28 protein-coding genes are annotated in these 21,947 nt (G+C 70.3%); 8 read left to right on the top strand and 20 right to left on the bottom strand.

What is annotated here, in order from left to right:
- Nucleotides 1–72: 72 nt before the first annotated feature.
- Nucleotides 73–783: a Crp/Fnr family transcriptional regulator gene (locus TSO221_RS22055; RefSeq protein ID WP_109120677.1), complete on the bottom strand. Its 711-nt coding sequence runs from the start codon at nucleotides 781–783 to the stop codon at nucleotides 73–75.
- Between the two features lie 193 nt (nucleotides 784–976).
- Between TSO221_RS22055 and TSO221_RS22050 the strand changes: the two genes are divergently transcribed.
- Nucleotides 977–1,579, top strand: coding sequence for an ATP-dependent Clp protease proteolytic subunit (locus tag TSO221_RS22050; protein WP_109120676.1), 603 nt, complete (start codon nucleotides 977–979; stop codon nucleotides 1,577–1,579).
- Nucleotides 1,580–1,662: 83 nt separating this feature from the next.
- Complete coding sequence (locus TSO221_RS22045) at nucleotides 1,663–2,133, top strand: YbaK/EbsC family protein (protein WP_109120675.1); 471 nt, start codon at nucleotides 1,663–1,665, stop codon at nucleotides 2,131–2,133.
- Between the two features lie 144 nt (nucleotides 2,134–2,277).
- On the opposite strand, the gene phnD is transcribed toward TSO221_RS22045, so the two are convergent.
- From phnD to vnfD, 9 genes are all read right to left on the bottom strand, one after another.
- Complete coding sequence (phnD, locus tag TSO221_RS22040) at nucleotides 2,278–3,168, bottom strand: phosphate/phosphite/phosphonate ABC transporter substrate-binding protein (RefSeq protein WP_109120674.1); 891 nt, start codon at nucleotides 3,166–3,168, stop codon at nucleotides 2,278–2,280.
- Nucleotides 3,169–3,185: 17 nt separating this feature from the next.
- Complete coding sequence (locus TSO221_RS22035) at nucleotides 3,186–4,406, bottom strand: DUF364 domain-containing protein (RefSeq protein ID WP_109120673.1); 1,221 nt, start codon at nucleotides 4,404–4,406, stop codon at nucleotides 3,186–3,188.
- Nucleotides 4,403–5,233 (bottom strand): phosphonate ABC transporter, permease protein PhnE, encoded by an 831-nt coding sequence (phnE, locus tag TSO221_RS22030; RefSeq protein ID WP_109120672.1) that lies wholly within the window; start codon nucleotides 5,231–5,233, stop codon nucleotides 4,403–4,405. Before phnE ends, TSO221_RS22035 begins: the two co-directional genes overlap by 4 nt.
- Before the next feature lie 10 nt (nucleotides 5,234–5,243).
- Nucleotides 5,244–6,047: an ATP-binding cassette domain-containing protein gene (locus TSO221_RS22025; RefSeq protein ID WP_247878183.1), complete on the bottom strand. Its 804-nt coding sequence runs from the start codon at nucleotides 6,045–6,047 to the stop codon at nucleotides 5,244–5,246.
- A 16-nt stretch (nucleotides 6,048–6,063) separates the two neighbouring features.
- Nucleotides 6,064–6,534 (bottom strand): NifB/NifX family molybdenum-iron cluster-binding protein, encoded by a 471-nt coding sequence (locus TSO221_RS22020; RefSeq protein WP_109120671.1) that lies wholly within the window; start codon nucleotides 6,532–6,534, stop codon nucleotides 6,064–6,066.
- Between the two features lie 38 nt (nucleotides 6,535–6,572).
- Nucleotides 6,573–7,421: a hypothetical protein gene (locus TSO221_RS22015; RefSeq protein ID WP_109120670.1), complete on the bottom strand. Its 849-nt coding sequence runs from the start codon at nucleotides 7,419–7,421 to the stop codon at nucleotides 6,573–6,575.
- Nucleotides 7,422–7,507: 86 nt separating this feature from the next.
- The gene (gene vnfK / locus TSO221_RS22010; protein ID WP_109120669.1) at nucleotides 7,508–8,896 is read right to left on the bottom strand and encodes a V-containing nitrogenase subunit beta; all 1,389 of its coding nucleotides are present in this window, start codon (nucleotides 8,894–8,896) and stop codon (nucleotides 7,508–7,510) included.
- A gap of 23 nt (nucleotides 8,897–8,919) precedes the next feature.
- Entirely contained in the window at nucleotides 8,920–9,264 is a 345-nt protein-coding gene (gene vnfG, locus TSO221_RS22005; protein ID WP_109120668.1) for a V-containing nitrogenase subunit delta, read from the bottom strand.
- Entirely contained in the window at nucleotides 9,261–10,682 is a 1,422-nt protein-coding gene (gene vnfD, locus TSO221_RS22000; protein ID WP_109120667.1) for a nitrogenase vanadium-iron protein, alpha chain, read from the bottom strand. The genes vnfG and vnfD overlap by 4 nt, the downstream gene beginning before the upstream one ends.
- 318 nt (nucleotides 10,683–11,000) lie before the next feature.
- Between vnfD and gloA the strand changes: the two genes are divergently transcribed.
- Genes gloA through TSO221_RS21985 form a run of 3 tightly spaced genes read left to right on the top strand, consistent with a single transcriptional unit; the run spans nucleotide 11,001 to nucleotide 12,775 of the window.
- Entirely contained in the window at nucleotides 11,001–11,426 is a 426-nt protein-coding gene (gene gloA / locus TSO221_RS21995; RefSeq protein ID WP_109120666.1) for a lactoylglutathione lyase, read from the top strand.
- Nucleotides 11,423–11,725, top strand: coding sequence for a hypothetical protein (locus TSO221_RS21990; RefSeq protein ID WP_109120665.1), 303 nt, complete (start codon nucleotides 11,423–11,425; stop codon nucleotides 11,723–11,725). The genes gloA and TSO221_RS21990 overlap by 4 nt, the downstream gene beginning before the upstream one ends.
- Nucleotides 11,726–11,728: 3 nt before the next feature.
- Nucleotides 11,729–12,775 carry a bacteriohemerythrin gene (locus tag TSO221_RS21985; protein ID WP_109120664.1) on the top strand — a complete coding sequence of 349 codons (1,047 nt, stop codon included), beginning with the start codon at nucleotides 11,729–11,731 and terminating at the stop codon, nucleotides 12,773–12,775.
- Nucleotides 12,776–12,800: 25 nt separating this feature from the next.
- Here TSO221_RS21985 and TSO221_RS36850 read toward each other — a convergent pair whose 3' ends face one another.
- The 10 genes from TSO221_RS36850 to TSO221_RS21940 all read right to left on the bottom strand — a co-directional run bounded on the left by TSO221_RS36850 (nucleotide 12,801) and on the right by TSO221_RS21940 (nucleotide 20,442).
- On the bottom strand, nucleotides 12,801–12,923 hold the full coding sequence (locus TSO221_RS36850) for a hypothetical protein (RefSeq protein WP_282187814.1): 123 nt from the start codon (nucleotides 12,921–12,923) through the stop codon (nucleotides 12,801–12,803).
- A gap of 112 nt (nucleotides 12,924–13,035) precedes the next feature.
- Nucleotides 13,036–13,398 (bottom strand): hypothetical protein, encoded by a 363-nt coding sequence (locus tag TSO221_RS21980; RefSeq protein WP_146208871.1) that lies wholly within the window; start codon nucleotides 13,396–13,398, stop codon nucleotides 13,036–13,038.
- Between the two features lie 70 nt (nucleotides 13,399–13,468).
- Complete coding sequence (locus TSO221_RS21975; RefSeq protein WP_109120662.1) at nucleotides 13,469–13,840, bottom strand: hypothetical protein; 372 nt, start codon at nucleotides 13,838–13,840, stop codon at nucleotides 13,469–13,471.
- 40 nt (nucleotides 13,841–13,880) lie between these two features.
- Nucleotides 13,881–15,464 (bottom strand): sigma 54-interacting transcriptional regulator, encoded by a 1,584-nt coding sequence (locus tag TSO221_RS21970; RefSeq protein WP_247878182.1) that lies wholly within the window; start codon nucleotides 15,462–15,464, stop codon nucleotides 13,881–13,883.
- Nucleotides 15,465–15,475: 11 nt separating this feature from the next.
- Nucleotides 15,476–15,742: a NifU family protein gene (locus TSO221_RS21965; RefSeq protein WP_109120660.1), complete on the bottom strand. Its 267-nt coding sequence runs from the start codon at nucleotides 15,740–15,742 to the stop codon at nucleotides 15,476–15,478.
- 79 nt (nucleotides 15,743–15,821) lie between these two features.
- Nucleotides 15,822–16,691, bottom strand: coding sequence for a sugar phosphate isomerase/epimerase (locus TSO221_RS21960; protein WP_109120659.1), 870 nt, complete (start codon nucleotides 16,689–16,691; stop codon nucleotides 15,822–15,824).
- A 6-nt stretch (nucleotides 16,692–16,697) separates the two neighbouring features.
- Entirely contained in the window at nucleotides 16,698–17,195 is a 498-nt protein-coding gene (locus tag TSO221_RS21955; protein WP_109120658.1) for a NifB/NifX family molybdenum-iron cluster-binding protein, read from the bottom strand.
- The gene (nifN, locus tag TSO221_RS21950) at nucleotides 17,192–18,580 is read right to left on the bottom strand and encodes a nitrogenase iron-molybdenum cofactor biosynthesis protein NifN (RefSeq protein WP_109120657.1); all 1,389 of its coding nucleotides are present in this window, start codon (nucleotides 18,578–18,580) and stop codon (nucleotides 17,192–17,194) included. Before nifN ends, TSO221_RS21955 begins: the two co-directional genes overlap by 4 nt.
- An 11-nt stretch (nucleotides 18,581–18,591) precedes the next feature.
- On the bottom strand, nucleotides 18,592–20,001 hold the full coding sequence (gene nifE / locus TSO221_RS21945) for a nitrogenase iron-molybdenum cofactor biosynthesis protein NifE (RefSeq protein WP_109120656.1): 1,410 nt from the start codon (nucleotides 19,999–20,001) through the stop codon (nucleotides 18,592–18,594).
- 54 nt (nucleotides 20,002–20,055) lie between these two features.
- Nucleotides 20,056–20,442: a hypothetical protein gene (locus TSO221_RS21940; RefSeq protein ID WP_109120655.1), complete on the bottom strand. Its 387-nt coding sequence runs from the start codon at nucleotides 20,440–20,442 to the stop codon at nucleotides 20,056–20,058.
- Between the two features lie 242 nt (nucleotides 20,443–20,684).
- Here TSO221_RS21940 and TSO221_RS21935 point away from each other — a divergent pair, with 242 nt between their 5' ends.
- The 3 genes from TSO221_RS21935 to TSO221_RS21925 are packed head-to-tail and all read left to right on the top strand — an operon-like array spanning nucleotide 20,685 to nucleotide 21,728.
- Nucleotides 20,685–21,053: a NifB/NifX family molybdenum-iron cluster-binding protein gene (locus TSO221_RS21935; protein ID WP_109120654.1), complete on the top strand. Its 369-nt coding sequence runs from the start codon at nucleotides 20,685–20,687 to the stop codon at nucleotides 21,051–21,053.
- Between the two features lie 23 nt (nucleotides 21,054–21,076).
- Entirely contained in the window at nucleotides 21,077–21,271 is a 195-nt protein-coding gene (locus tag TSO221_RS21930) for a Nif11-like leader peptide family natural product precursor (RefSeq protein ID WP_109120653.1), read from the top strand.
- A 13-nt stretch (nucleotides 21,272–21,284) separates the two neighbouring features.
- A complete protein-coding gene (locus tag TSO221_RS21925) occupies nucleotides 21,285–21,728 on the top strand; it encodes a GNAT family N-acetyltransferase (protein WP_199229573.1) in 444 nt (147 codons plus the stop codon).
- Nucleotides 21,729–21,947 lie beyond the last annotated feature (219 nt).

Here is a 21,947-nt window from a genome sequence, read left to right as displayed (position 1 = left end):
TCGGTCGGCGATCGACGTCACGGGGAGAAGGCTACCGCCCGGCGCCACGGCCGGCTGTGGGCTGGGCCACACTCAGTCGCAGGTTTCCGACAGTTCTTCAAGCGCGCTGGCGTCGAGTATGGTGATGTAGCCGCTGGTCATCTGGATCACCCCGGCGCGCTGCCACTCGTTCAGCAGCTTGTTCACGCTCTCGCGCGACACGCCGACGAGGCAGCCCAGCTGCTGTTGCGACAGCTTGATGTCCAGCTTCACCCCGTCCGCCCCCGGTTTGCCGAAGGCGGCGCCGAGCCGTTTCAACGCGCGGGCGAAGCGCGAGGACGCCTCGAGGAACAGCGTGTCCTCCAGGTGCTCGCTGGTGGCGCGCAGGCGCTTGCACAGCACGCCGATGATGCGGAACGCCACGTCCGGCCGCCCGTTCAGCAGCGGCACGATCTGCGAGCGGTCGAGCACCAGCAGGTCGGTCTCCTCCAGCGCTACCGCGTCCGCCGTGCGCGGCTCGCCGTCCAGCAGCGCGATCTCACCGAACACGCCGCCCTTGTTGACGATGCTCAGCACCAGTTCCTTGCCGTCCAGCGAATGCGAGCAGATCTTCACCCGGCCGCGGATCACCGCCATCATGCTGTCGCCGGGGTCGCCCTTCTGGAAGATGGTGGCGTTCTTCGGATGGTGCGACAGCCGGGCGCTGGCGGCCAGCCGCTTCAGCTCCTCGCGCTCCAGGTGCTTGAGCAGGAAATGCCCGGCCAGGACGAGTTCCTTGTCGAACGCGATCCGCACCCCGGTCATGGCGGCCTCCGGCAGCGTATGAGACGCCGCATAGTACACCGGGCCGAGGCCGCGCCCCGAGCCGTCAAAGGCGTTACTTCGCCCTTCCGCGCGTGCTCCGTTCGCGCAACACGTCCTGAGTGTGGGCCGCTGCACAGCCGCGGCACGGGCATCCCCCTAGGATCCTCCCACGATCCAACCAAGGGGGTTCCCGATGCGCCACCTGCTCTCCGCCATCATCCTGCTGGCCTCGCTGCCGTGCGCCGGACAGGCGGCGGAGATGGAGGGCACGGTCCGCCACTCCCTGGAGGCCGACCGTACGATGCTCCGCGTCAGCGGCGTCATCACCCCGGACGTCGCCGCCGACTTCATCGAGGCGCTGGACGCCACCCCGGCCTCGCGCCCGGTGGTGGTCGAGCTGGACAGCCCCGGCGGCTACGTGAAGGCGGGCTTCGCCATGGTGGACGCCATGCTGCGCGCCCGCTCCGCCGGCCGCAGCATCACCACCCAGGTGCGCGCCGCAGCCTCGTGCGAGAGCATGTGCTTCGGCGTCTACATGGCCGGCTTCCCGCGCCGGGCCGAGGCGGGCGCCACCTTCATGGTGCACGCCCCGCGTGACGAGCGCAGCGGGGCGCTGTCGCTGCGCACCACCAACGAGATGATCGCGCGCCTCATCGGCCTGGGCACCGCGCCGGCCTGGATCCACACGGTGGCCGAGCGCGGCGGCTTTTCCGGCCGGATGGACTTCGTGGTCCGCGCCGAGGAGTTGGCGCGCAGCGGCGCCAACGTGGTGACCGAACTGGTGACCCTCCACTGACGCGTCCTTCCGCGCCTTCCCGAACCGGCCTAGAGTCACGGAGCCGATCCACCGGCTCAGTTCCTGTTTGGGGAGGTCACGCCATGGGCATCGCGATCACGATGGAACAGTTCCTCGACCACAACACCGTGCACTACGACCTGGTGCGGCACGCGCCCACGGTGTCGTCCCTGCGCACGGCCGAGGCCTGCCACATCCCCGGCGGCTGCCTCGCCAAGGGGGTGGTCCTGAAGGACGAGATCGGCTACCTGCTGGCCGTGCTGCCGGCCACCCACCACATCCGCATGGCCGATCTGGAAGCCCGCACCAACCGCCATCTGCTCCTGGCGCCCGAGCAGGAGATGCAGGCGCTGTTCCGCGACTGCGCCCACGGCTCGGTGCCGGTGATGGGGGCGGCCTACGGCATGGACATGATCGTCGACGACAGCCTCGCCGGCCAGCCCGACATCTACTTCGAGGCCGGCGACCACGAGACTCTGGTCCACATGGACGGCGCCGAGTTCCAGCGCCTGACTGCTCAGGCTCCGCATGGAAACTTCAGCGTTCACATGTGATTTCCGGGGTGTCTCGTCGCGTCGTGCAGCACCGGGTACCACCGGGCACCGCCTTGTTTCCCGCACCCATGATTGCCAGAGGTGGTCCAGCAATCGTGGGTGCGGGAATGCCGGAGAGAATTGCCCTCCGGCATCGGCGCCGCGCTACCTGACGATGGAGGCCGCCAGCGGGCGGTCGCGGGTGATGGTCTCGATCCACAGCCGGACGCGGTCGACGTCGGAATCCACCGCGGGGATGAACGCCTCGGCGCGGAACACGCCCAGTGCTTCCGGGTCGGTCAGACCAACGAAGGCCTTGCGGATCGTCTCCTTGACCGCCGGATCGAGCCCCTGGCGGAACGTCCACATGTACTCGGGGATCGCCGGGGAGTGGGCCAGGACGCGAACCTTCGCAGGGTCGAGCTTGCCCTCCTTCAGCAGCCGCTGGTAGATCGGCAGCGACAGCCCGCCGGCGTCGGCCCGTCGGTTGGCCACCGCCAGCGCCACGGCGTCGTGGGCGCCGAGGACGCGCAGCGTGTAGTCGCGCTCCGACACCAGCCCGGCGGCGGCGAACATATAGCGCGGCACCCAGGTTCCCGACGTCGAGGCCGGATCGCCGAAGGCGACCTCCCGGCCGCGCAGGTCGGCCAGCGTCCGGGCCGAGCTGTCGGCCGGCACGATCACCACCGCCTGGAAGGTCGGGCCGACCTGCTCGTGCGACGGCCGGGCGAACGGCTCCAGCGTGGCGTGGCGGCCCTGGAGGATGTAGGTCACCGGCCCGAGGTAGGCGATGTCGAGGCGGCCGAAGCGCAGCGCTTCGCCGGTCGCCGCGTAGTTGGCGCCCACCTGAAGCTCGACGGGCAGCCCGAGCGTCTTTTCCAGATAGGCGCGCAGCGGCTCGTTCTGCCGCATGACGGTCGGCGCCGATTCCCCCGGCAGCAGCCCGATGACCAGCTTGTCGGGCCGCCCCTGCGCCGAGGCTGCCGTTGCCAGGGACAGGGCGCCGGCGCCCAGCAGGACGGCCAGCCGCAGGGTGCGTTTCAAACAGGTGAGCATGGTCGCGGATCTCCCGATCATGGGGTGGAGGGGGCTCGCATGTGGACGAAGCGTCCGAACGCGCTGAAGTCCTTTGGCCGGGCGCCGGCCGCGATGGCTCTGGCGATCCCGTCCGCGTCGCGGACGATGAAGCCGGACAGGGTCTCGATGCCGTAGACGTGCAGGCGCGGCGTCAGCGGCGTCGCCGGGCCGACCAGCGCGACCCGCGCCCCGGCGGCGAGCGTCAGCATGTGCGGCAGGGTGCGGTTGACCAGACTGGCGGCCGTGAGGATCGCCGCCGCGCAGCCCGGCAGCAGGCAGTCCGCCGCCGCCGCCGGCAATTCGCCGGGGCGCGGATTGGTCTCGATCACCTGGGCGTTCGGCAGCCGGTCGGCCAGGCCGGGGAAGCCGCCGACCACCACGACGCGGCCGGCCGCTCCCTGGTAGATATCAGTGCCGTTGCCGGCGGCGGCGGCGAGGTCCGGCCGGTTCGCGTCGGCCCCGATGGCGGCGACGGCGAGCGCCCGCTCCACCGGGTCCCAGGAGCCGATCAGCCCGGCCAACCCGCGCAGCCCGGCGCGGCGGTAGGCCTTGAGACGGGCGAGGAGGTGCTGGGCGCCGCGCGGCAGATGGGCGAGTCCCACCCCCCGGTCGCCCTGCACCAGCAGCCAGTGCGGGCCGATGACGATGCGCCGGACCTCGCCATCCTCCACGCCCTGGGCCAGATCGCGGTAGAGCCGGTCCGGCCCCCACCAGCGCCACAGGCTGCCCGGGTCGGGGGTGAGCAGCGCGCCGTCGCAGCCGGCGAAGCCGTGCCAGCGCCCCATGCACTTGGCGGCCACCGAGGTGAGCACCGGCAGTCCGGCGGAAATCCCTTCCCGCATGGCGCCGCCAAGGGCGCAGGCCGCCCGCTCGAAGGCGGCGAAGCGGCCGACCACCACGAGATCGGCGTCGCCCACCAGGATCCGCTGCAGGGAGGCGACGGCTCGATCGATGCCAACGACGTGGCCGTTCGCCACGTCCAGCAGCTCGATCCGTGACGCGCAGCCCCGCCCATGGTCGTTGTTCCGCTGCACGAAGCCCTTCACCGAAAAGCCGCGCCGGCCGATCTCCGCCGCGAAGCCGGCCAGCAGCTCGTCCACCGGGAAGGCCGGGTCGTGCATCACCACGCCGGGGCGCAGCCAGGGGACCAGCGGCGGCGTGCCCCCCATGCCGTCCGGCGCGCCGGCGTCGCGGATGGCGAGGCTCATGCCGTTCATGCGCCGGCTCCGTCGCCGAGGAAGCGGGCGCGCAGGCGCGCTCCCGCGACGTTGATGGCGGTCACCAGCGCCAGGATGACGAGGATCAGCGCGAACGCCTCGCGGTACTCGAACAGGTGGAAGGCGGTGACCACCTCCAGCCCGAGGCCACCGGCCCCGACGACGCCGAGCGTGGTGGCGGAACGGACGTTGTGCTCCCACCGGTACAGCGTGACGTCCACCACGCGCGGCAGGATCTGCGGCCACAGGCTGAAGCGCAGCACGCCCAGCCGCGACACGCCGTGGCTGAGCAGCGCCCGGCCGGGGGCGGGATCGACGTGCTCGATGATCTCGGCGTAGAGCTTGCCGAGCACGCCGGTGGAATGGCCGGCCAGCGCGAAGACGCCGGGCAGCGGCCCGAAGCCGACCGCGGCGACGAACAGCACCCCCCACACCAGACCGGGGATTGAGCGCGCGGTGTTGAGCAGCAGCCGCACCGGCCCGGCGACCCAGCCCGGAACCACGGTCCGGGCGGCCAGCGCGCCGAGCACCAGCCCGGCAACGGCGCCCAGCGCGGTGCCGGCCACGCTCATCGCCATGGTCTCCAGCAGCGGCCAGCCCCAGCCGCGCCAGCGGGAGAAGTCCGGCGGCAGGGAGTCGCCGATCAGGGTGAGGATGGTGGTGAGCGTGCCGCGGTAGCGTTCCGGCGACAGGCCGCCGGTGTAGAGGAACGCCGCCAGCACCGCCGCGATGCCGAGCGCGGTGAGCAGCACGCCGCGCCGGAAGCGGCGCCGGCCGTCGGCGACGACCGTGTCGAGCAGGGAAGGGGGGGCGGTAACGGCGGTCATGGCGTACCCCTCAATCCACGAGCGTCGGGCGGGCGCCGAACACGGCGGCGCGGGCGGCGGTGTCGAACCCGCCCGCCGGGCCGTCGTAGACGACGCGCCCGTCGGCCAGCCCGACGATGTGGTCGGCGAGCGCCACTGCCGTCTCGATCTGGTGCAGCACCAGCACCACGGTGATGCCGCGCGATTCCACGGCGCGGCGGACGGTGCGGCCGAGGTGGGCGACCAGAGCGGGGTCCACCGAGGCGAACGGCTCGTCGCCGAGCAGCAGGTCGGGGTGGCGGACCAGGGCGCGGGCGATGCCGACGCGCTGGCGCTCGCCGCCGCTGAGGTGCGCGGTCCGCGTGCCGGCGTGCGCCAGCAGCCCGACGGCGTCCAGCGCCTCCGCCGCTTGGCGGCGCTGGGCCGCGGGCCAGGGCAGGGGCGACAGCGGGTGGCGGGTGTCGGCGAGGCCGAGCAGCACGTTGTCCAGCGCGCTCAGCCGGTCGATCAGGGCGTGGTCCTGGAACACCGTGGCGGTGCGTTCCCGGTGCCGGGCCAGCGCCGCCGGATCGTCCAGCACGCCGACGCCGGCGACCGTCACCGTGCCCGCCACCGGGCGGATCAACCCGTTGAGCACGCCGAGCAGCGTCGTCTTGCCGACGCCCGAGCGGCCGACCAGCGCGGTGACCCGACCCCGACGGATGCGGAGCGACAGGTCGCGCAGCACGACCGCGCCGCCGCGCCGGACAGTCACGCCGTCCAGATCCACCAGCGGGGTCCCGGCCGGCTGGATCGGGAGACTTCTCAACACCTGCTCGCCCATCGCGCGCTCCATCTCGCCGGTTTCCGGGTCAGGCTTCCTTCTCGACCAGGAAGGCGTTGTTGCGGACGCCGTAGCCCAGCGCCTTGCGCAGCCAGAGCGGCGGGTTGCGGTTCATCATCGCCTGGAGCTGCTCAATGACCGCGCCGACCTCGCGCGGCGTTTCCATCTTGACCGGGAAGACCTTGGCGTCGCGCACGCGCACCGCGGCGAAGTCGGACAGCCGGCGGGTGAACAGCACGGCGCAGCCGGCCAGCGCGCCGATCTTCTGGTCGGTCAGGTCGCCCGCCTCCTCGGTGCCGGGGCCCGAGCAGCCGGCGCCGCCGCCCGGTCCCTTGCCTCCGGCCGCTTTGCCGGGGCCGAACTGCACGGCGTCGAGGAACTCGGCGCTGTCGTAGCTGACGTCGTAAAAGACCATCTGGCGGGCGCTGGCGAAGTCGGCGTCGACGTCCGTCAGGCTGTTGGTGGTCAGGGCGATCTTGATGTGACCGATGTCGCTCATGGAAGGCTCCGTTGGGAAGGCCGGTGGGAGGGGGACCGTCAGGTCATCGGCAGGCCGGGGGTCATCTCCTCGCGGGTGAAGCGCGGGCGGAAGGCGGCGGGCAGGGTCACGCCGTCGGCGACGCGGGCGCGCCAGCGCGGCAGCCGGTCGAGCGCGATGGCGGACCCGGTCAGCGCCTCGACGGGGACGATGTGCAAGAGCCCGTCCTCGATGACGAAGAAGTCGATGGGATAGCGCGCAGGGTCGGCGTACTTCTCGCCGATGGAAAAATGCAGCTTGCCGCCGCCGATCGAGAAGCGTGGGTTGTCGCAGTCGAAGCGGAAGTGCCGGTTCATCCGGTATTCATCGCGGAACTGGAACAGCACGCGGTCCTCGTCGTAGTACCAGCGGATCTCGGCAACGATGTCGGCCCAGTAGCGGCACAGCATCGCCTCGACGTAGGCCTCGGGGTAGACCTGGGTGTCGGCGGCGAGCCGGTAGGCGACCGCAGCGTCGAGGAGCCCCCGGCCGGCCCGCGTGACGCGGATCGACAATGCCGTCTGATCGACGGTGGAGGACGCCTTGGCCAGCCCGTTGCGGGAATCGATCCGCCCGGTCGGGTGCGCGGTGGCGACCTGAAAGATGCGCAGCGTCCGGTAGATCTCGGCGGTCAGCTTGTCGACGCCGGATTTGCGCGGCAGCGCCAGGTACTTCCTCCAGCCGGCCATCGGATCGGCGGGATCGACGGGATCGCCCAGCGCGGCGTCGAGGGTGGTGAAGGTGCGGGCCAGGCCCTCGATGATCTCCCCGGCGGCGGCCAACTCGCCCTCGGGATCCTCGACGACGGCGAGAACCTTCTTCTTCGTGTACAGCTCGATCTGGCGGTGTTCGGGGAGCAGGATCGACACGGAACGCCCCTGGGTGAGGGTGGTGTTCGGGTGTGAGAAAGGGAGCCCGGCCGGCCTGCGGGGAGGTCGGCCGGGCCGTCAGGCGGCTACCAGGTGTTGAGGATCCACTCGCGGTCCCTGGTGTATTCCATGTGCGTGAAGAGGGCGTTGGCGATGGACTCGCCCAGCTCCATGGCGCCCTTGTAGCCGATGGTCGGCTTGCGGTAGAGGCCGGCCCGGTCGAAGCTCGGGAAGCCGACGCGCACCATCGGGATGTTGGCGTCGATGGCGATGTAGCGCCCCTTCGAGTGGCCCATGATCAGGTCCAGCTCGATCTCCTTGTCGCGGATGCGGCGCTCCAGCTCCCAGAGGTCGGCGTTGCAGACGACCTCCATGTCGTGGTCCACGGAGTTCTTCAGCGCGAGGATGCGCGGGTCCTTCTTGTACTTGCTGTTGTCGTCGCCGAGCAGGAGGAGCACCGGCTTCAGCTGCACCTCGCGGCAGAACTCCGCCAGCCCGATCACCAGGTCGGCGTGGCCGAAGATGGCGACCTTCTTGTCGGCAAAGAACATGTGCGCCAGGTCCTGGAGGGCATCCAGGGCAATGCCGCGTTCGCGCACCAGCGATTCCGGGATCGGCTTGCCGGTCAGGCGGCTGATGTTCTGCAGCATGGCGTCGGTGTTGGCGATGCCGTACGGCGTCGGGCCGACGACGCAGGGCACCTCGAACTCGTCGCGCAGGTACTCCGCGGCGCTGCCACCCTCGTAGCGGGCCAGCGCGATGGAACCCACCGCGTTGGGCGTGCCGGCGAGGTCCTCGACGGTGGTCAGCCCGTGCGTCTGGATGCTCTTGTCGGGCATCATCGGGCTGTCGAAGTCCTCGGTGTCCATCAGCACCGTGGCGTCGATGCCCATCTCCTTCAGGTAGGACTTGAGCAGCGCCACGTCGCCGGGGTTCACCCAGCCGGGGAAGACGTTGAGCTTGCCGTTCGGCTTGGCCTTGTGGGTGGCCAGCGTCTTGACCATGGCCTTGACGCACTCGTCGTAGCCGCTGACGTGGCTGCCCTTGAAGCTCGGCGTATGGACCGGGACGAGGTGGATCTTGCGGTCGGGGAAGATCTCCTTGAGCTTGCGGTTGCAGACGTTGATCGAGCCCTCGACGTCGTCGCCGATCACCTCGGTCGAGCAGGTGGTGATGATCTGGATCATGCGCAGGTTCGGGTAGCGGCGGGCGAGAACCTCGACGCCTTCCTCGATGCGCTTGTTGCCGCCGAACACCGCCGATTCCTCGTGCAGCGAGGTCGAGGCGATGTCGAAGTTCTCCTTGAAGTGCTGGGCGAACAGCAGGCGCACGAACATGCTGCAGCCCTGGCCGCCGTGGACCAGCGGAATGCTGTCCTTCACGCCGATGCCCGCGTACTGCGCGCCGGCCGGCTGGCAGTCGAACATCGGGTTGATGATCCCGGCCCGGTCCTTCGCTGTGATTTCGCAACCCATGGCTAATACCTTTCCGAGACCGGTCAATAGAGGGAGTGGTGCAGTTCGCGGTTCTTGGAGCCGGTGATGGCGATGTCCACCAGCCGCGCCTTGAGCCCGTTCAGCATGTCGCGGACCTGCGCCGGCCCGGCCTCGTCGATCCAGGGGAAGCGCTCCTTGAAGTCGCGCACCATGATCTTGGCGTCGGCGTAGAACAGGCGCTGCTGCGGCGTCTCCAGCGTCAGCTCCTTGCCGGTCAGCAGGTCGGCGGCGATGCCCAGCACGCCGTCGATGTTCTCCTGGCGGTCCCACGAGCGCGAGAAGAACTGCCACAGGCAGCGCTTCTGCACGTAGCCGTAGAGCTGGTCGACCTTGGCTTCGCTGGTCATTCCGCGGCCTCCTTGAACTGGGCGGGGGTGGTGGTGCCGCGGATGTCGGTGGCGGCGAGCTTGAGCAGCGGGTTGTGCACCGCGTTGTGCATGTCGCGGGCGAGGTTCACGAAGCCCTCGAACCCCATGTACGGGCCGTTGTGGTAGGCGTGGCCGTTGACGTAGGGGATGTGCAGCTTCTTCACCAGCTCGCCGACGCGCGGGCCGGTGAAGATGACGTCCGGCTTGACGAGGTCGATGATCTCGAAGAACTCCAGCTCGTTGCCGTCGTCGATATAGTAGGTGCCCTCCTGGCCGCGGGCGATCACCTTCTCGAAGTCCTCCTCATGGCCGAACTTCGAGGACATCGCGACGACCTGCACGCCGAGGTCGTCCTCGACCGACTTGGTCCAGTGCCACAGCCGCGGGCCGCCGGTCCAGATCGCCATCTTGGTGCCCTTCAGGCGCTCCTTGTACCAGTCGAGCTTGGGCTTCCACTTGGCGTATTCCTCGGCGATCAGCGCCTCGCCCTTCTCCTCGATGCCGAAGAAGGCGCAGATCTTGCGGATGCCTTCGGCCATGTAGTTGAAGCCCCAGGAATCGATGTCCAGGCGCGGGATGCCGTACTGCTTCTTCAGCTCGTTGGCGATGTAGCCGGCCGAGCGGGCGCAGTTCACCACGTTCAGCTTGGCGCGGTGCATGCCGCGCAGGTCGTCGTAGTTGGCGTTGCCGGTGAAGTGCGCGATCACCTGGATGCCCAGCTTGTCCCAGTACTGCTGCAGGAGCTGGGTGTCGCCCTGGATGTTGTAGTCGCCGATGAAGTTGATGGTGTACTCGGAGGTGATCTCCGGCTCGACGGTGCCGACCTTCTCGTTGACCCAGCCGATGTTGAGGACGTGGTGGCCCTTCGACTGGCTGACGCCGGAGAAGCCGGGGCACTCGACGGTGAAGATGTCGACGTCTGGGCGCGCCGCCATCACCTTCTTCGCCACCGCCTTGATGTCGTCGCCGATCAGCGCCGTCGGGCAGGTGGTGTAGACGATCATGCGCTTGACGTCGGGCATGGCGTCGAAGGCTTCGTGCATGCTCTTTTCGAGCCGCTTCTCGCCGCCGAAGACGATGTGGCTCTCCTTCATGTCGGTCGACCAGACGTACTTCATCTGGAAGTGGCCGTTGTCGGAGGGGTAGCGCTTGGTGTGCCAAGTGTCGTAGGCGCAGCCCAAGGGGCCGTGGATCATCTGGATGGTGTCCTTGAGGACGCCTCCGATGACCAACTTGGCGCCGCAGAACGCGCAGCCGCGCTCCGACAGGGTGCCGGGAATCGTCGCCGCGTTCGACAGCGGCAGGAAGTCACGCGTGTCCTCGTCCGGCGCCTTCAAGTAGATGTGCTTTTCCCGTTCGGGAATGTCCTTGTCGCATTTCAGCAGGACCATGGGCATGGGGAGGGGCTCCTCACGGTGGCGGGTTTTGTGCTTGAGCGGTGGTCGCCGTCCATTTGGCGGGGCGGCTGAATGTCCAGGTAAATGCATGGTCCGTGCCACTCCGCATTTCGCCTTGGAATCGCTGGTTTCGCCGGTGTGGAGGGCCGAAACCCGGGGAGGCGGGTTCGTTCGGATCGGTACGAACCGGGGGACGGGCGGGATGAGATCGTTCGTTTCCGTGCGCGCCATCGCCGGCCCGGCCCGGAACGCCGCCGCGGAGGCCCTGGCATGGCGGTTGCTCCACGACGGGACAGGACACACGGCAAGGAGCGGACGATGACCGCCACGAACTTCCGGCTGCTGCACGCCATGCTGCGGGTCAGCGACATGGAGCGCTCGCTCGACTTCTACACGCGCCTTCTGGGCATGCGCGTGCTGCAGCAGCGCGAGCACAAGAAGAACCAGTTCACCCAGGCCTACCTCGGCTACGGCGCGGAGGGCGACGACCCGCTAGCATCGGCGTCGATGGTCGTCGAGCTGGTGGCCAACTGGACGCAGGAGGAGCCGTACAGCCACGGCTCGGCATTCGGCCACATCGCCATCGGCGTGACCGGCATCACCGCGCTGTGCGACCGGCTGGCCGCCGAGGGCGTGCCGGTGCCGCGCCCGCCCAAGCCGCAGAAGCACGGCGACCACATCGTCGCCTTCGTCGAGGATCCGGACGGCTACCGGATCGAACTCGTCCAGCGTGCGGCGGCATGACCGAGGCGGCGGCGCTGCCGCCCGCCCTGATCGATGCGCTGGCCCATCCGACCGCCGTCTACGGGCCGGCCGGCCGTCTGGCGCACGCCAACCAGCGCTTCCGCGACCTCTGGGCGAGCTTGGTGGATCCCGCCGACCGCTGGCGGTTCGAGGGGGTGGGCGCCGTTACCGCCTTCCTCGGGCTGCCGCGGGTCGGCGGGCCGCCGGGGGTGTTCCACGACTTCGCCGGCCCGACCGGCGTCGTTGCCGCCTTCGCCCTGATGCCGGTGCAGGGCGGCGGCTGGGTGCTGTCCGCCTAGGACGTGACGGCGCAGCGCCGCGACGCGCGCAGGGCCGAACGGTCGCAGAAGATCGCGCTGGTGGCGCTGGCCGACCTCGCCGAGCACCGCGACAACGAGACGGGGAAGCACGTCCTGCGCGTCGCCCGCCTGACCCATGAGATCGCCCGCCGGCTGTGGACGAGGGGGCGCTGCCCCGGCGAGATCAACGACGAGTTCCTGCGCTACGTCGGCGTCGCCAGCATCCTGCACGATGTCGGCAAGGTCAGCATTCCCGACGCCGTCCTGCTGAAGCCCGGGCCGCTGACCGCCGGGGAGCGCGTTGTCATGGAGACGCACGCCGCCGCGGGGGCGGCGATCCTGCACAAGGCCAACGCCATGCTGGCCGGGAGCGCGCAGTTCCGCCACGCCGCCATCATCGCCGCGCACCACCACGAGCGCTGGGACGGCACCGGCTATCCCGCCGGGCTGGCCGGCGAGGCGATCCCGCTGGCGGCGCGCATCGTTGCGGCGGCCGACGTGTACGACGCGCTGTCCTCGCGCCGCCCCTACAAGGCGCCGTGGCCGTCCGAACGCGTGCTCGCCCACATGCGCGGGCAGGCCGGCCGGCACTTCGACCCTGCCGTCGTCGAGGCGCTGCTGGAGGTGGTGGAGGCGCGCGCCGCCGCCCGCACCATCGAGTGGACGGCCGAGATGGAGACCGGCATTCCGGTCATCGACGGCGACCACCGCATGCTGCTGGCGCTGGTCAACCAGATCGCCGACCCCGACAACCAGGGCGACCGCACCGCGGTGGAGTTCGTGCTGGATGAACTGGTCGGCTACGCCGCCGTCCACTTCGCGCGGGAGGAGGAGTTGCTGGCGCGCGCCGGCTATCCGGACCTGGAGGAGCACCGCCGCGTCCACCGCACCCTGCTGGAGGAGACCCGCGATCTGCAGCGCCGGATGGTCGCCTTTACGCCCGGGCTCGGAAACGAACTGCACCGCTTCCTCGGCCACTGGCTGACCAGCCACATCCTCGGCGAGGATCAGACCTACGTGCCGTATCTGCTGGCTGAGCACGGGGGATGAAAGTCCGCCCACCCGCGCCCGGCGATCACTCCGGGAACGGAGTCACCCTGTGGAAGCGGATGGCGTTCGACACCGCCGGCCGGAGCGTCGGTACCGCGTTGGTCCAGGACATCGGCAGGCTGCCGAAAGACAGGCCGTCGCCGCTCATCTCAATGCGGTCGTAGAGGGTTGCCCCACGATAGGGAAAAGACACCGGCCGGCAGTGCCGTCCGGCGACATCGACCGCCACCCCGGCCTGCCACGCGCTGAAGCCGCAACCGTCACCTCCGGCCGCGGTTGTAATGTTCGGCGACGTCGGCCCGTCCGACGGTCATGGTCAGGGAGGAGACGACATGATCGATGGCCAGTGCGCCCTCCGGCTCGCCCACGATCCGGAAGCGCCCCGTGTATTCGGCGGTGACGCTCGGGAGTTCGCAGCCGGCCCCGGTGTGCATCACCAGCACGGCGCGGATCTCGTCGCCCCGGAAGGTCACCGTCGTGATGGCGCCGTGGCGGCCGCCGGCTCCCATCGGCAGGCAGTCGGTTCGCCAGTGTCCTTGCAGACGGTGTCCATCCGCGTGCGCGACGCGAAACGGCAGCAGCGACGTCAGCGCGCACAGGGCGATCCCGGCCAGCCCCTTCACGACGGCGCTCCCGTCCTCATCGATGCACTCCTTTCCCACCGTCGGAGTTCACCGCCCTATCCAGGTCGCATCAGCGCTTCTCGGCCAGAATGAAGTGCTGGCCCTCCCGCTCGATGAGCGCTTCGAAGGTTCCACCGCGCGTCGTGACCTGGGCCAGAACGGAGGCCGGGGGCGTAAAGCCTGCCGCCGCCTCGGCGACGGAGCGCACGTAGATGTAGGGAATGGTCCGCCCGGCGAGCGGGGCGACCGCCGCCGCCCCGAAGTCGGCGGCCATGTGGTCGACCGTGGCGAGGATGACGCCGGTCTCGCCGGCGAGCATGCCGACACAGTCCGGTTCGCCCGTCTCGACGGCTTCGAAACCGAGGTCCCGGTACTGCTGCGCCATCGCCCCGATGTCGGGCAGAATGGTCAATGGGGTGATCCGGCGCGCCAGCTTGTCCATCCTCATCCTCCAGCATCGTTGAAAAGGCCGCCCGCCGGGATCACCCCTTGCGGAAGGTCTTGTAGCTGATCCCGTACTTCTCCATCCGCAGCCCCAGCATGCGCCGCGTCAGGGTCAGCTCCCTGGCGGCCTCGGTCATGTTGCCCTTGTGGGTCTTCAGGGCCTCGACGATCATCTCGTATTCGACCGCCTGCAGCTTCGCCTCCAGCCCGCAGCCGAAGGCCGTCCCGGTCTCCACCGAGGTCTGCAGCGACGGCGGCAGGTTGTAGCCGTGGATGACCTCGTCGTCGGAGAGGATGACGGCGCGTTCGATGACGTTCTCCAACTCGCGCACGTTGCCCGGCCAGTGATAGCTCATCAGCATGTTGAGCGCCGGCGTCGAGATGCGCTTCACCGGCTTGCCGGCCTCGTGCGAGAACTCCGCGGCGAAGTGATCGGCCAGCGTCACCACGTCGCTGCCGCGGTCGCGCAGCGGCGGCACCGTCAGCGGGAAGACGTTCAGTCGGTAGTAGAGATCCTCGCGGAAGGTGCCCTTCTCCACCATGTCGCGCAGGTCGCGGTTGGTCGCGGCGATGACCCGCAGGTCGACCTTTACCGGCTTCGCGCCGCCGACCCGCTCGAAGGTCTTCTCCTGCAGCACGCGCAGCAGCTTGGCCTGCACCGGCAGCGTCAGCTCGCCCACCTCGTCGAGGAACACGGTGCCGCCGTCGGCCAGCTCGAAGCGGCCCTTGCGCTGCGCTTGGGCGCCGGTGAAGGAACCCTTCTCGTGGCCGAACAGCTCGCTCTCGACGATGGTCTCGGGCAGCGAGGCGCAGTTGAACTTGACGAAGGGGCCGTCCGCCCACGGGCTCTGGTAGTGGATGGCGTTGGCGATCAGCTCCTTGCCGACGCCGCTCTCGCCCAGCACCAGCACCGTCGCCTTGGTGCCCGCCACCTTCTGGATGAGGTCGAAGACCTCCTGCATCGGCTTGGAGGAGCCGATGATGTTGGAGGGCCGGAACTTCGCCTTCAGCGCGCTGGTCAGGCGCTGGTTCTCCGCCTCCAGCCGGACCTTGTCGATGTTCTCCATCAGGTACAGCCCGACCGCCGGGGCGATCATCGCGGCGATGGTCGCCAGCAGCTCGGCGTCCTGCTGGAGCAGTCGGCGGTTGGCGTAGGCGCGCTCCGCCGTGATGGTGCCCAGCACCCGCCGTCCGTGCAGGATCGGCACGCACAGGAAGGAGAGGTCCATGTCCGGCCCCTCGCGCCGGCTGCCGGTGCGGTTGAGGAAGGCCGGCTCGTCGCCCAGCCGGGGCACGACGATGGCCTCGCCGGTCTGCACGACGCGGCCGACGATGCCCTCGCCCGGCACGTAGAGGCCGAGCGCCTTCTGCTCCCCGGTCAGGCCGAAGCTCTCGTGGATGAAGATGCTGCCGGTCTCGCGGTCGTGCAGGTTGACCATGCCGCGCAGGATGTGCATGCGCTCCTGCATCAGCCGCAGCAGCACGCCCAGCGAGCCGGGCAGGTCCTCGCTGTCGGTGAGGATGCGGCTGATCTCGTAGAGGAAGGGCAGGACGTTGATCCGGCACTCGCCGCTTTCGCAGTCCGTGAACTCGTAGAGCTTCTTGAACGTCCGTGGCTTCATGGCAACCACCGTCATGGCAGGGGCGCCGGCAGGACCCGGATGGGAGCGCCCAGAACCTCCATGAGCCGGCGGCGCACCGTGCCCAGCGTCTGGCCGGCGAGGCCGCAGCCGACGCAGGCCCCCTTCAGGCGGACGCGCACCACGTCGCCGACGATCTCCGCCAGCTCGATGTCGCCGCTGTCGTACTGCAGCATCGGCCGCAGTTCCTCGATGACGGCGGCGATGAGGCGGCGGCGCACCGCATCCTGGTCGGTGGGCGTATCAGGGGGTGCGGTCATGGTGAGGTCGCTCCCGACGTTATGTTCATTCAAATACAACGATAGACCCATTGCAACGCAAAACGGCGGCCGGCCGGGTTCAGGGAGCGGCGATCCGCTGCAGGTGCAGGGTGGGACGGATCGGCGGCATGAAGGTGCGGCTGTCGCTGCGCAGGTAGACCTCCTTCAGCAGGGCCCAGCCCTGCCGAAGGCCGTCCTCGGGGTGCGCCGTCGGCCGCTGCCGCAACGTCAGCCAGCCCGCGTAGGCGATGGAGGCGAGGTGGCGGCGGAAATCGGCGTGGCGACCCGCCCCTTCGGCCTCCGGCACCGCCAGCCCCGGTTCGCAGACGCAGAACTGGTCGAGCCGCCCGCGGGAGGCGTTGAAGGGCACATGGCCGGTATCGCCGTTCTCGACCTGGGCGGCGCTGTTCAGTTGCAGGCCGAGCGAGCTGTGGTCCAGCGCGTCGGCGAGGATGCGGCAGTCGGTGGCGGTGGTGCCGAAGTCCCCGCCCGAGCGGCCGAGCGGCGCGAAGCACAGCACGGTGCCGTGCTCCTCGATGCGTGGCAGGAGATCCTCCAGGAAGGCGCGGCAGGCCAGCCACGCGTCCTTCAGCGGCAGCGCCCCGCGCTGCCGGCCGCCGGCGCCGAGGATCAGCGTGCGCCCGCCCAGATCGCGGCACACCGCCGAGAGGCCAACCAGATGGTCGCGTGTCCGCCGCAGCGCCTCGCCGGTGGTGAAGATGCCGAGGTTGGGTTGGCCGGCGAGCAGGGCGTTGAGTCCCACGACCCGCAGTCCAGCCCCTTCGACTGTGCGGCGATGGGCGGTGACCTGCGCCGCCGTGGGCGGGCCATCGGGAGCGATGCGCTGCGGCGCCACCTCCAGGCCGAGGAAGCCGAGGGTACGGACCTCGGGCAGGAGCCGGCGGTAGTCGGCGGCGGGCAGGGCGATGTCGCAGAGGGCGGGTTTCATGACGGGTCAATCCATGTCGTCGATGGAGGTGATGAGGCGGTGGACGGTGGCGCCGCGGGCCGGTGCGGCGGGGGCGCCCGCGGCGCGCAGGGCGCGCGTCACCCAGGGCAGGCCGCCGTGCACCTGGGCGAGGCTGACCTCGTTCAGCAGGTCGAGGATGTCGTGGCCCTTGTCGACGATGATCGGCTGGATGCCCGCCGCCATCAGCCGCTTGATCGCCGAGGCACCGATGGAGGCGGCGTAGACCGCCGAGCAGCCCTCCAGGAAAGCGAGCTTGACCGCCACCTTGTCCTCCACCGGCGCATCCGGATCGGGGGCGGAAGGCGGCGGCTCGCCGGGCGCGCGCTCGGCGTTGACGCCCTTCTGCTGGGCCCGGACGAACTCGGCGACGGTGACGAGGTCGGCCTCGCCGGGGCGGACGTCGTAGACGACGAAGCGCTCGCCGCCGCCGAAGTGCAGGTTGACGTGCGCCTGGTCGTCGGAGGCGAAGGCCACTCGGATCATCGCTGGTGTCCTCCTTCGTTCGGCACCTCGGCCGCGCGCGGCGTGCCCTGCCAGTAGACCGAGCGGTAGGGCGGGATCTCGCGCCACGCCGCGGCCAGCGTGTTGGCGAGGTCGAACAGCGTGTTCCGGCTGCCGCGATAGCCGATCCAGCAGCGGGCGGCGGCGCCGAAGCTGTCGTAGAGCGGGAAGCCGGCGCGCACCAGCGGCACCCCCAGCCGCGCCGCCGTCTCGACCCCGTGCGCGTTGGCGATCAGGACGTCGGCGCCGTGCTCGCGCGCCAGCGTCTCCAGGTCTTCCAGGTCGCCGACCACCGCCACGTCGGTGGGCAGGGTGTCCAGCACCGGGGCGCGCGCCGTGGCGACGGCGGCCGTCACCTGCACCCCCGCCGCCGCCAGCGCCGCGGCCAGCGAGGCCAGCAAATCGGCGTCGGCGGCGATGGCGGCGCGGGCGGCGCCGAGCTGGAACTGGCAATCGACCATGGCGTCGCGCAGCTGGTCGCGCCAGCGCTCGACGCGGGCCGGCACCGGCCGGCCGGACAGCGTGGCGAGCGTGTCGGTGAAGGCGTCGCAGGCGTCCAGCCCCATCAGGCCGTCAAAGCGGTGATCCGGCACGCCGGTGCGTTCCTTCAGCCGGTCGGCGGCGCGCCCCAGCGAGCGGCCGATCACCAGCGTGGCGGCCGACTGGCCCATGCGGGCGATGGCGGCTCGGGTGGTGCCGCCGTAGGTCAGCGGCGAATAGCCTTCCGGCGTCAGGTGCCCGTCCAGCGAATCCGCGAGGTCGGGCAGGACGATGGGCTCCAGGCCGAACGCCTCGACCCACTCCTTCAGCGCCTCGACGTCGCCGGGGGTGAGCATGGCGGGCGCCAGCACGTTGACCTGCCGCGGCCGGTGGCCGGATTCGCGCCCCTCCGGCACCAGGGCCTCGACGATCGCCTCGACCGCGAGCGCGAAGCCGGTCTCCAGGCAGCCCAGCGTGTCGGTGGCGCCCACCGGCACCACCGCCATGCCGACGTGCTGCGGGTGCTCGGCGCAGAACGCCTTGACGGTGCGCGGGATGTCGGCGCCCTGCATCTCCGACAGGCCGGTGGAGATCAGGCCGACGATCTCCGGCCGGGTGCGTTCGGCGATGGTGCGCAGCGCCTCGACCACGTTGCCGTCGGCGCCGAGCACGGTGGTGGTCTGCTCCATGGCCGTGGTCTGCAGCGCGATCGGCTCGCGGAAGTGGCGCATGAAGAAAAGCTTGTTGAACGAGGTGCAGCCGCGGGCGCCGTGCTCCAGCGGCATGGTGCGCGCCAGCCCGAGGAAGGCCAGCGAGGCGCCGACCGGCTGGCTGACCTTGAGCGGGCTGACGCTGAGCGGCTTGGCGGGGGTGAGGACGTCGGTCATGCGGGCGGCCCTCACGCGTACAGCGCCGGGGCGGCGCGCCGGCCGGCCCACGGGGCGGGCTTGCGGACCTGCGCCCACACCGGGTTCTCGACCGACGCCACGAGCTGCCGGGCCAGCTCGACCATGCCGGTGTAGCCGGCGTAGCCGATGCGGCGCACGTGGTCGATGTCGAGGAACGGCACGCGCGTCTTCAACGCTGGGTAGATGTAGCGGTCGCCGGCGATCAGGATGTCGGCCCGGCACTCGGCGAAGGTCTTCAGCAGCGTGATCTGGTCGTTGTCGGAGATCATCAGCGCGTCCGGCCCCATCAGGGCGCGGATGCGGGCCTTGTCCTCCTCGGTGGACTTCTCGGTGCCGGTGGCGACTACGGTCATGCCGAGATCCTGCATGGCCGAGACCACCGACCACGATTTGTAGCCGCCGGTGAAGATCAGCACGCGCGTGCCGCGCAACCGCTCGCGCAGGGGCTCCAGGGCCGCTTCGACCGTTGCCTTCTCGCGGGCGATCAGCGCTTCGGTGCGGGCGCTCAGGTCGTCGTCGCCGAGCAGGCGGGCGAAGCCGCGCAACGCCTCCGAGGTGTCCTCGACGCCATAGAAGCTGCCTTCGAAGAAGGGGATGCCGTGGCGCTCGTGCAGGTGGCGGGCGACGCCCAGCATCGCCTTGGAGCAGACCACCATGCTGGCCTCGGCGCGGTGCATGGTCTGCACCTCGCGGAACCGGCTGTCGCCGGACAGCGTGCACAGGACGCGCAGGCCCAGCTCGTCGAACAGCGGGGCGACGTTCCAGAACTCGCCGCCGACGTTCCACTCGCCGATCAGGGTGACGTCGCGGGTGCGGACGCCGGGGCGCTGCGCGGCCTCGGGCACCGGGTCGGGCTCGCGGGTGCCGATGACGTGCTTGATGACCGCATCGCCGGCGATGCGGTTGCCGAGGTTCTTGTTGCCGTAGAAGCCGGCGCAGTCGACCGGGATCACCGGCACGCCGAAGCGCGCCTGCGCCGCCCTGGCGACGGTGGCGAGGTCGTCGCCGGACAGCGCCGGCACGCAGGTGGCGTAGAGGAAGACCGCGGCCGGCCGGTGCGTCTCGACGGTCTGGCGGATGGCCTCGAACAGCCGCTTCTCGCCGCGTCCGAGGATGACGTCGATGTCGGTGAGGTCGGTGGTCATGCCGATGCGGAACAGCGCCGCCCCGCTGGAGCGGGTGCCACGGCCGTCCCACGAACTGCCGGCGCAGCCGATCGGCCCGTGCACGATGTGGGCGGCGTCGGCGATCGGCAGCAGGGCGTTGCGCGCGCCGTCGAAGGCGCAGCCGCCCTGGGTGGACCCCGGCTGCGGCTTCGGGCAGCCGCCCTTCGCCTTGTTCGGCCGGCTGTGGGCGCAGGCCGGCTCGGTCAGCAGGGCCTGGATCTCGTTCGGCTTCATGCGGAGCCTCCGTGTTGCGCCGGGATGGCAGAGCAAGGGGCATGCCAGGGCCGCTCAAGGCCGCCGCACGTCCTCCCCCGCGAAATCCCGGTCGGCGGCGCGCCGGGCCAGCGTCCGCGCCTGCTCCAGCTCCGCGGGCGTCAGCAGGGAGTCGCGCACGCGGTTGAACAGCGGGTTGAGATGGCCGTCCAGCCAGGTGAACAGCCGCGACCGCTCCTTCAGGGCGTTCTTGCGGAAGCGCAGGCAGCGCCGGCACATCGGCGACCGTGCCGTGCAGGCGTCGCGCGGGATCCGGTAGGCGATGGCGAACAGGCGGATTCCGCTGGCCAGCGCCTCGCGGAAGACGCGGAACCACCAAGCCCGCCGGGTGCAGAGCTGTTCGAGGCGGATCGTGCAGATGCCGCAGGTCGCCAAGGAAGGGTTGGGCGGTTGATCGACCATGATACTTCTCCGCTGTGGTGCGGATCCGGGCGCAAGAAGCGGGCCAGCGTGCCGGCCGCTGCCGCCTGCCGGACCGGCCCCCGTTGGAGCACGGCATTTCGTACCGAAACGTCGCACCGGACCGGGATCGTACGTTTTCGTACGGCGCACGGGCGGCTCCGCACGCTGTCGGCCGGTGCGGGGAATGGCATGCCGCTTGCTGCCCGGAGACGCGCATCCATGCGAACAGGAACGGAGCGGCCATGCCCATCGACACCGGAAACACCACGGCGCCTGCGGGCGCGGAAGAACGCTTTCGCGTCGCGGTCGGCGGCACCGAAGGCGGACTGATCGACCAGCATTTCGGTCAGGCCGAGGAGTTCCTCATCTACGGCGTGGACACCGCCAGTGCCCGCCTGCTGGAGCGGCGGCGGATCGACGCCCACGCGGAGGACGGGGAGGACCGCCGGGCCACCATCATCCGCATGCTGAAGGATTGCCGGACGCTGCTGGTGGCCAAGGTCGGCGCGGCGCCGCGGCAGATGCTGGCCGAGGCCGGGATCGAGGCCAGCGACCGCTACGCCGGGAAACCCGTTGATGCCGCGCTGGCCGAACTGGCCGCCACCGCCTGACCCGGCCGCGAAGGAGCCCACCCATGTCCGTCGAATCCGCCATCGCCTATATCAAGCGCATGCGCTCGGACGAGCCGTTCCGCCGCGCTGTCAATGACACCGAGGATGAGGCCGCCAACTGGGCCTTCGTCCGCAGCGCCGGCTACGACTTCTCGCCGGCCGAGTTCAAGCAGGCGGTGGAGGCGATCTACCAGGAACACGGCATCACCCCGCTGTGACCGGTCGCTGGCCATGATCCGGATCCGCGACCCCTTGCCCGGCGACGAGGCCGTCTGGCGCGTCCTGTGGAGCGGTTACAACGCCTTCTACGAGGCGGTGGTGCCCGAGGAGGTCACCACCGCCACCTGGCGGCGCATTCTCGATCCGGCGTCGCCGGTCTTCGCGCGGCTTGCCATGCTGGACGAGCGCGTGATCGGGTTCGCGGTCTGCGTCCTGCATCCCGGCACCTGGTCGCTCGCCCCGCTGTGCTATCTGGAGGATCTGTTCGTCGATCCGGTCCGGCGCCGTACGGGGGCGGGAGAGGCCATGATCCGCGATCTCCTGGACCTGGGCCGCTCCTGCGGCTGGAGCGGGGTCTACTGGCACACCCGCGCCGACAACGCGGCGGCGCGGCGCCTGTACGACCGCTTCGCGGCGGCGGACGGCTTCGTGCGCTACGCCCTGGCCTTGCCGTGACCGTCCAGATCGGAAGCCGAAATGGCCGGGTCCGCGCCAAGGACGGATGCGCCACGCTGTCCGGCAGCCGCCGCCGGCATCGGTGCTCCTGTCGCTGAAAAGCGCCGGCAAGGCCGACGCCTGACCATCGAAACCAACCCGATCGAAGCCGGGCGTTCTCCCGGCCGGCTTCCCTCGGATCGGCCCCCAGTGTATCTGGAACACCATGACACTGCGGAT

The organism is Azospirillum sp. TSO22-1 (assembly GCF_003116015.1).
Lineage (GTDB): Bacteria > Pseudomonadota > Alphaproteobacteria > Azospirillales > Azospirillaceae > Azospirillum.
This window is presented reverse-complemented; position numbering and strand designations above follow the sequence as displayed.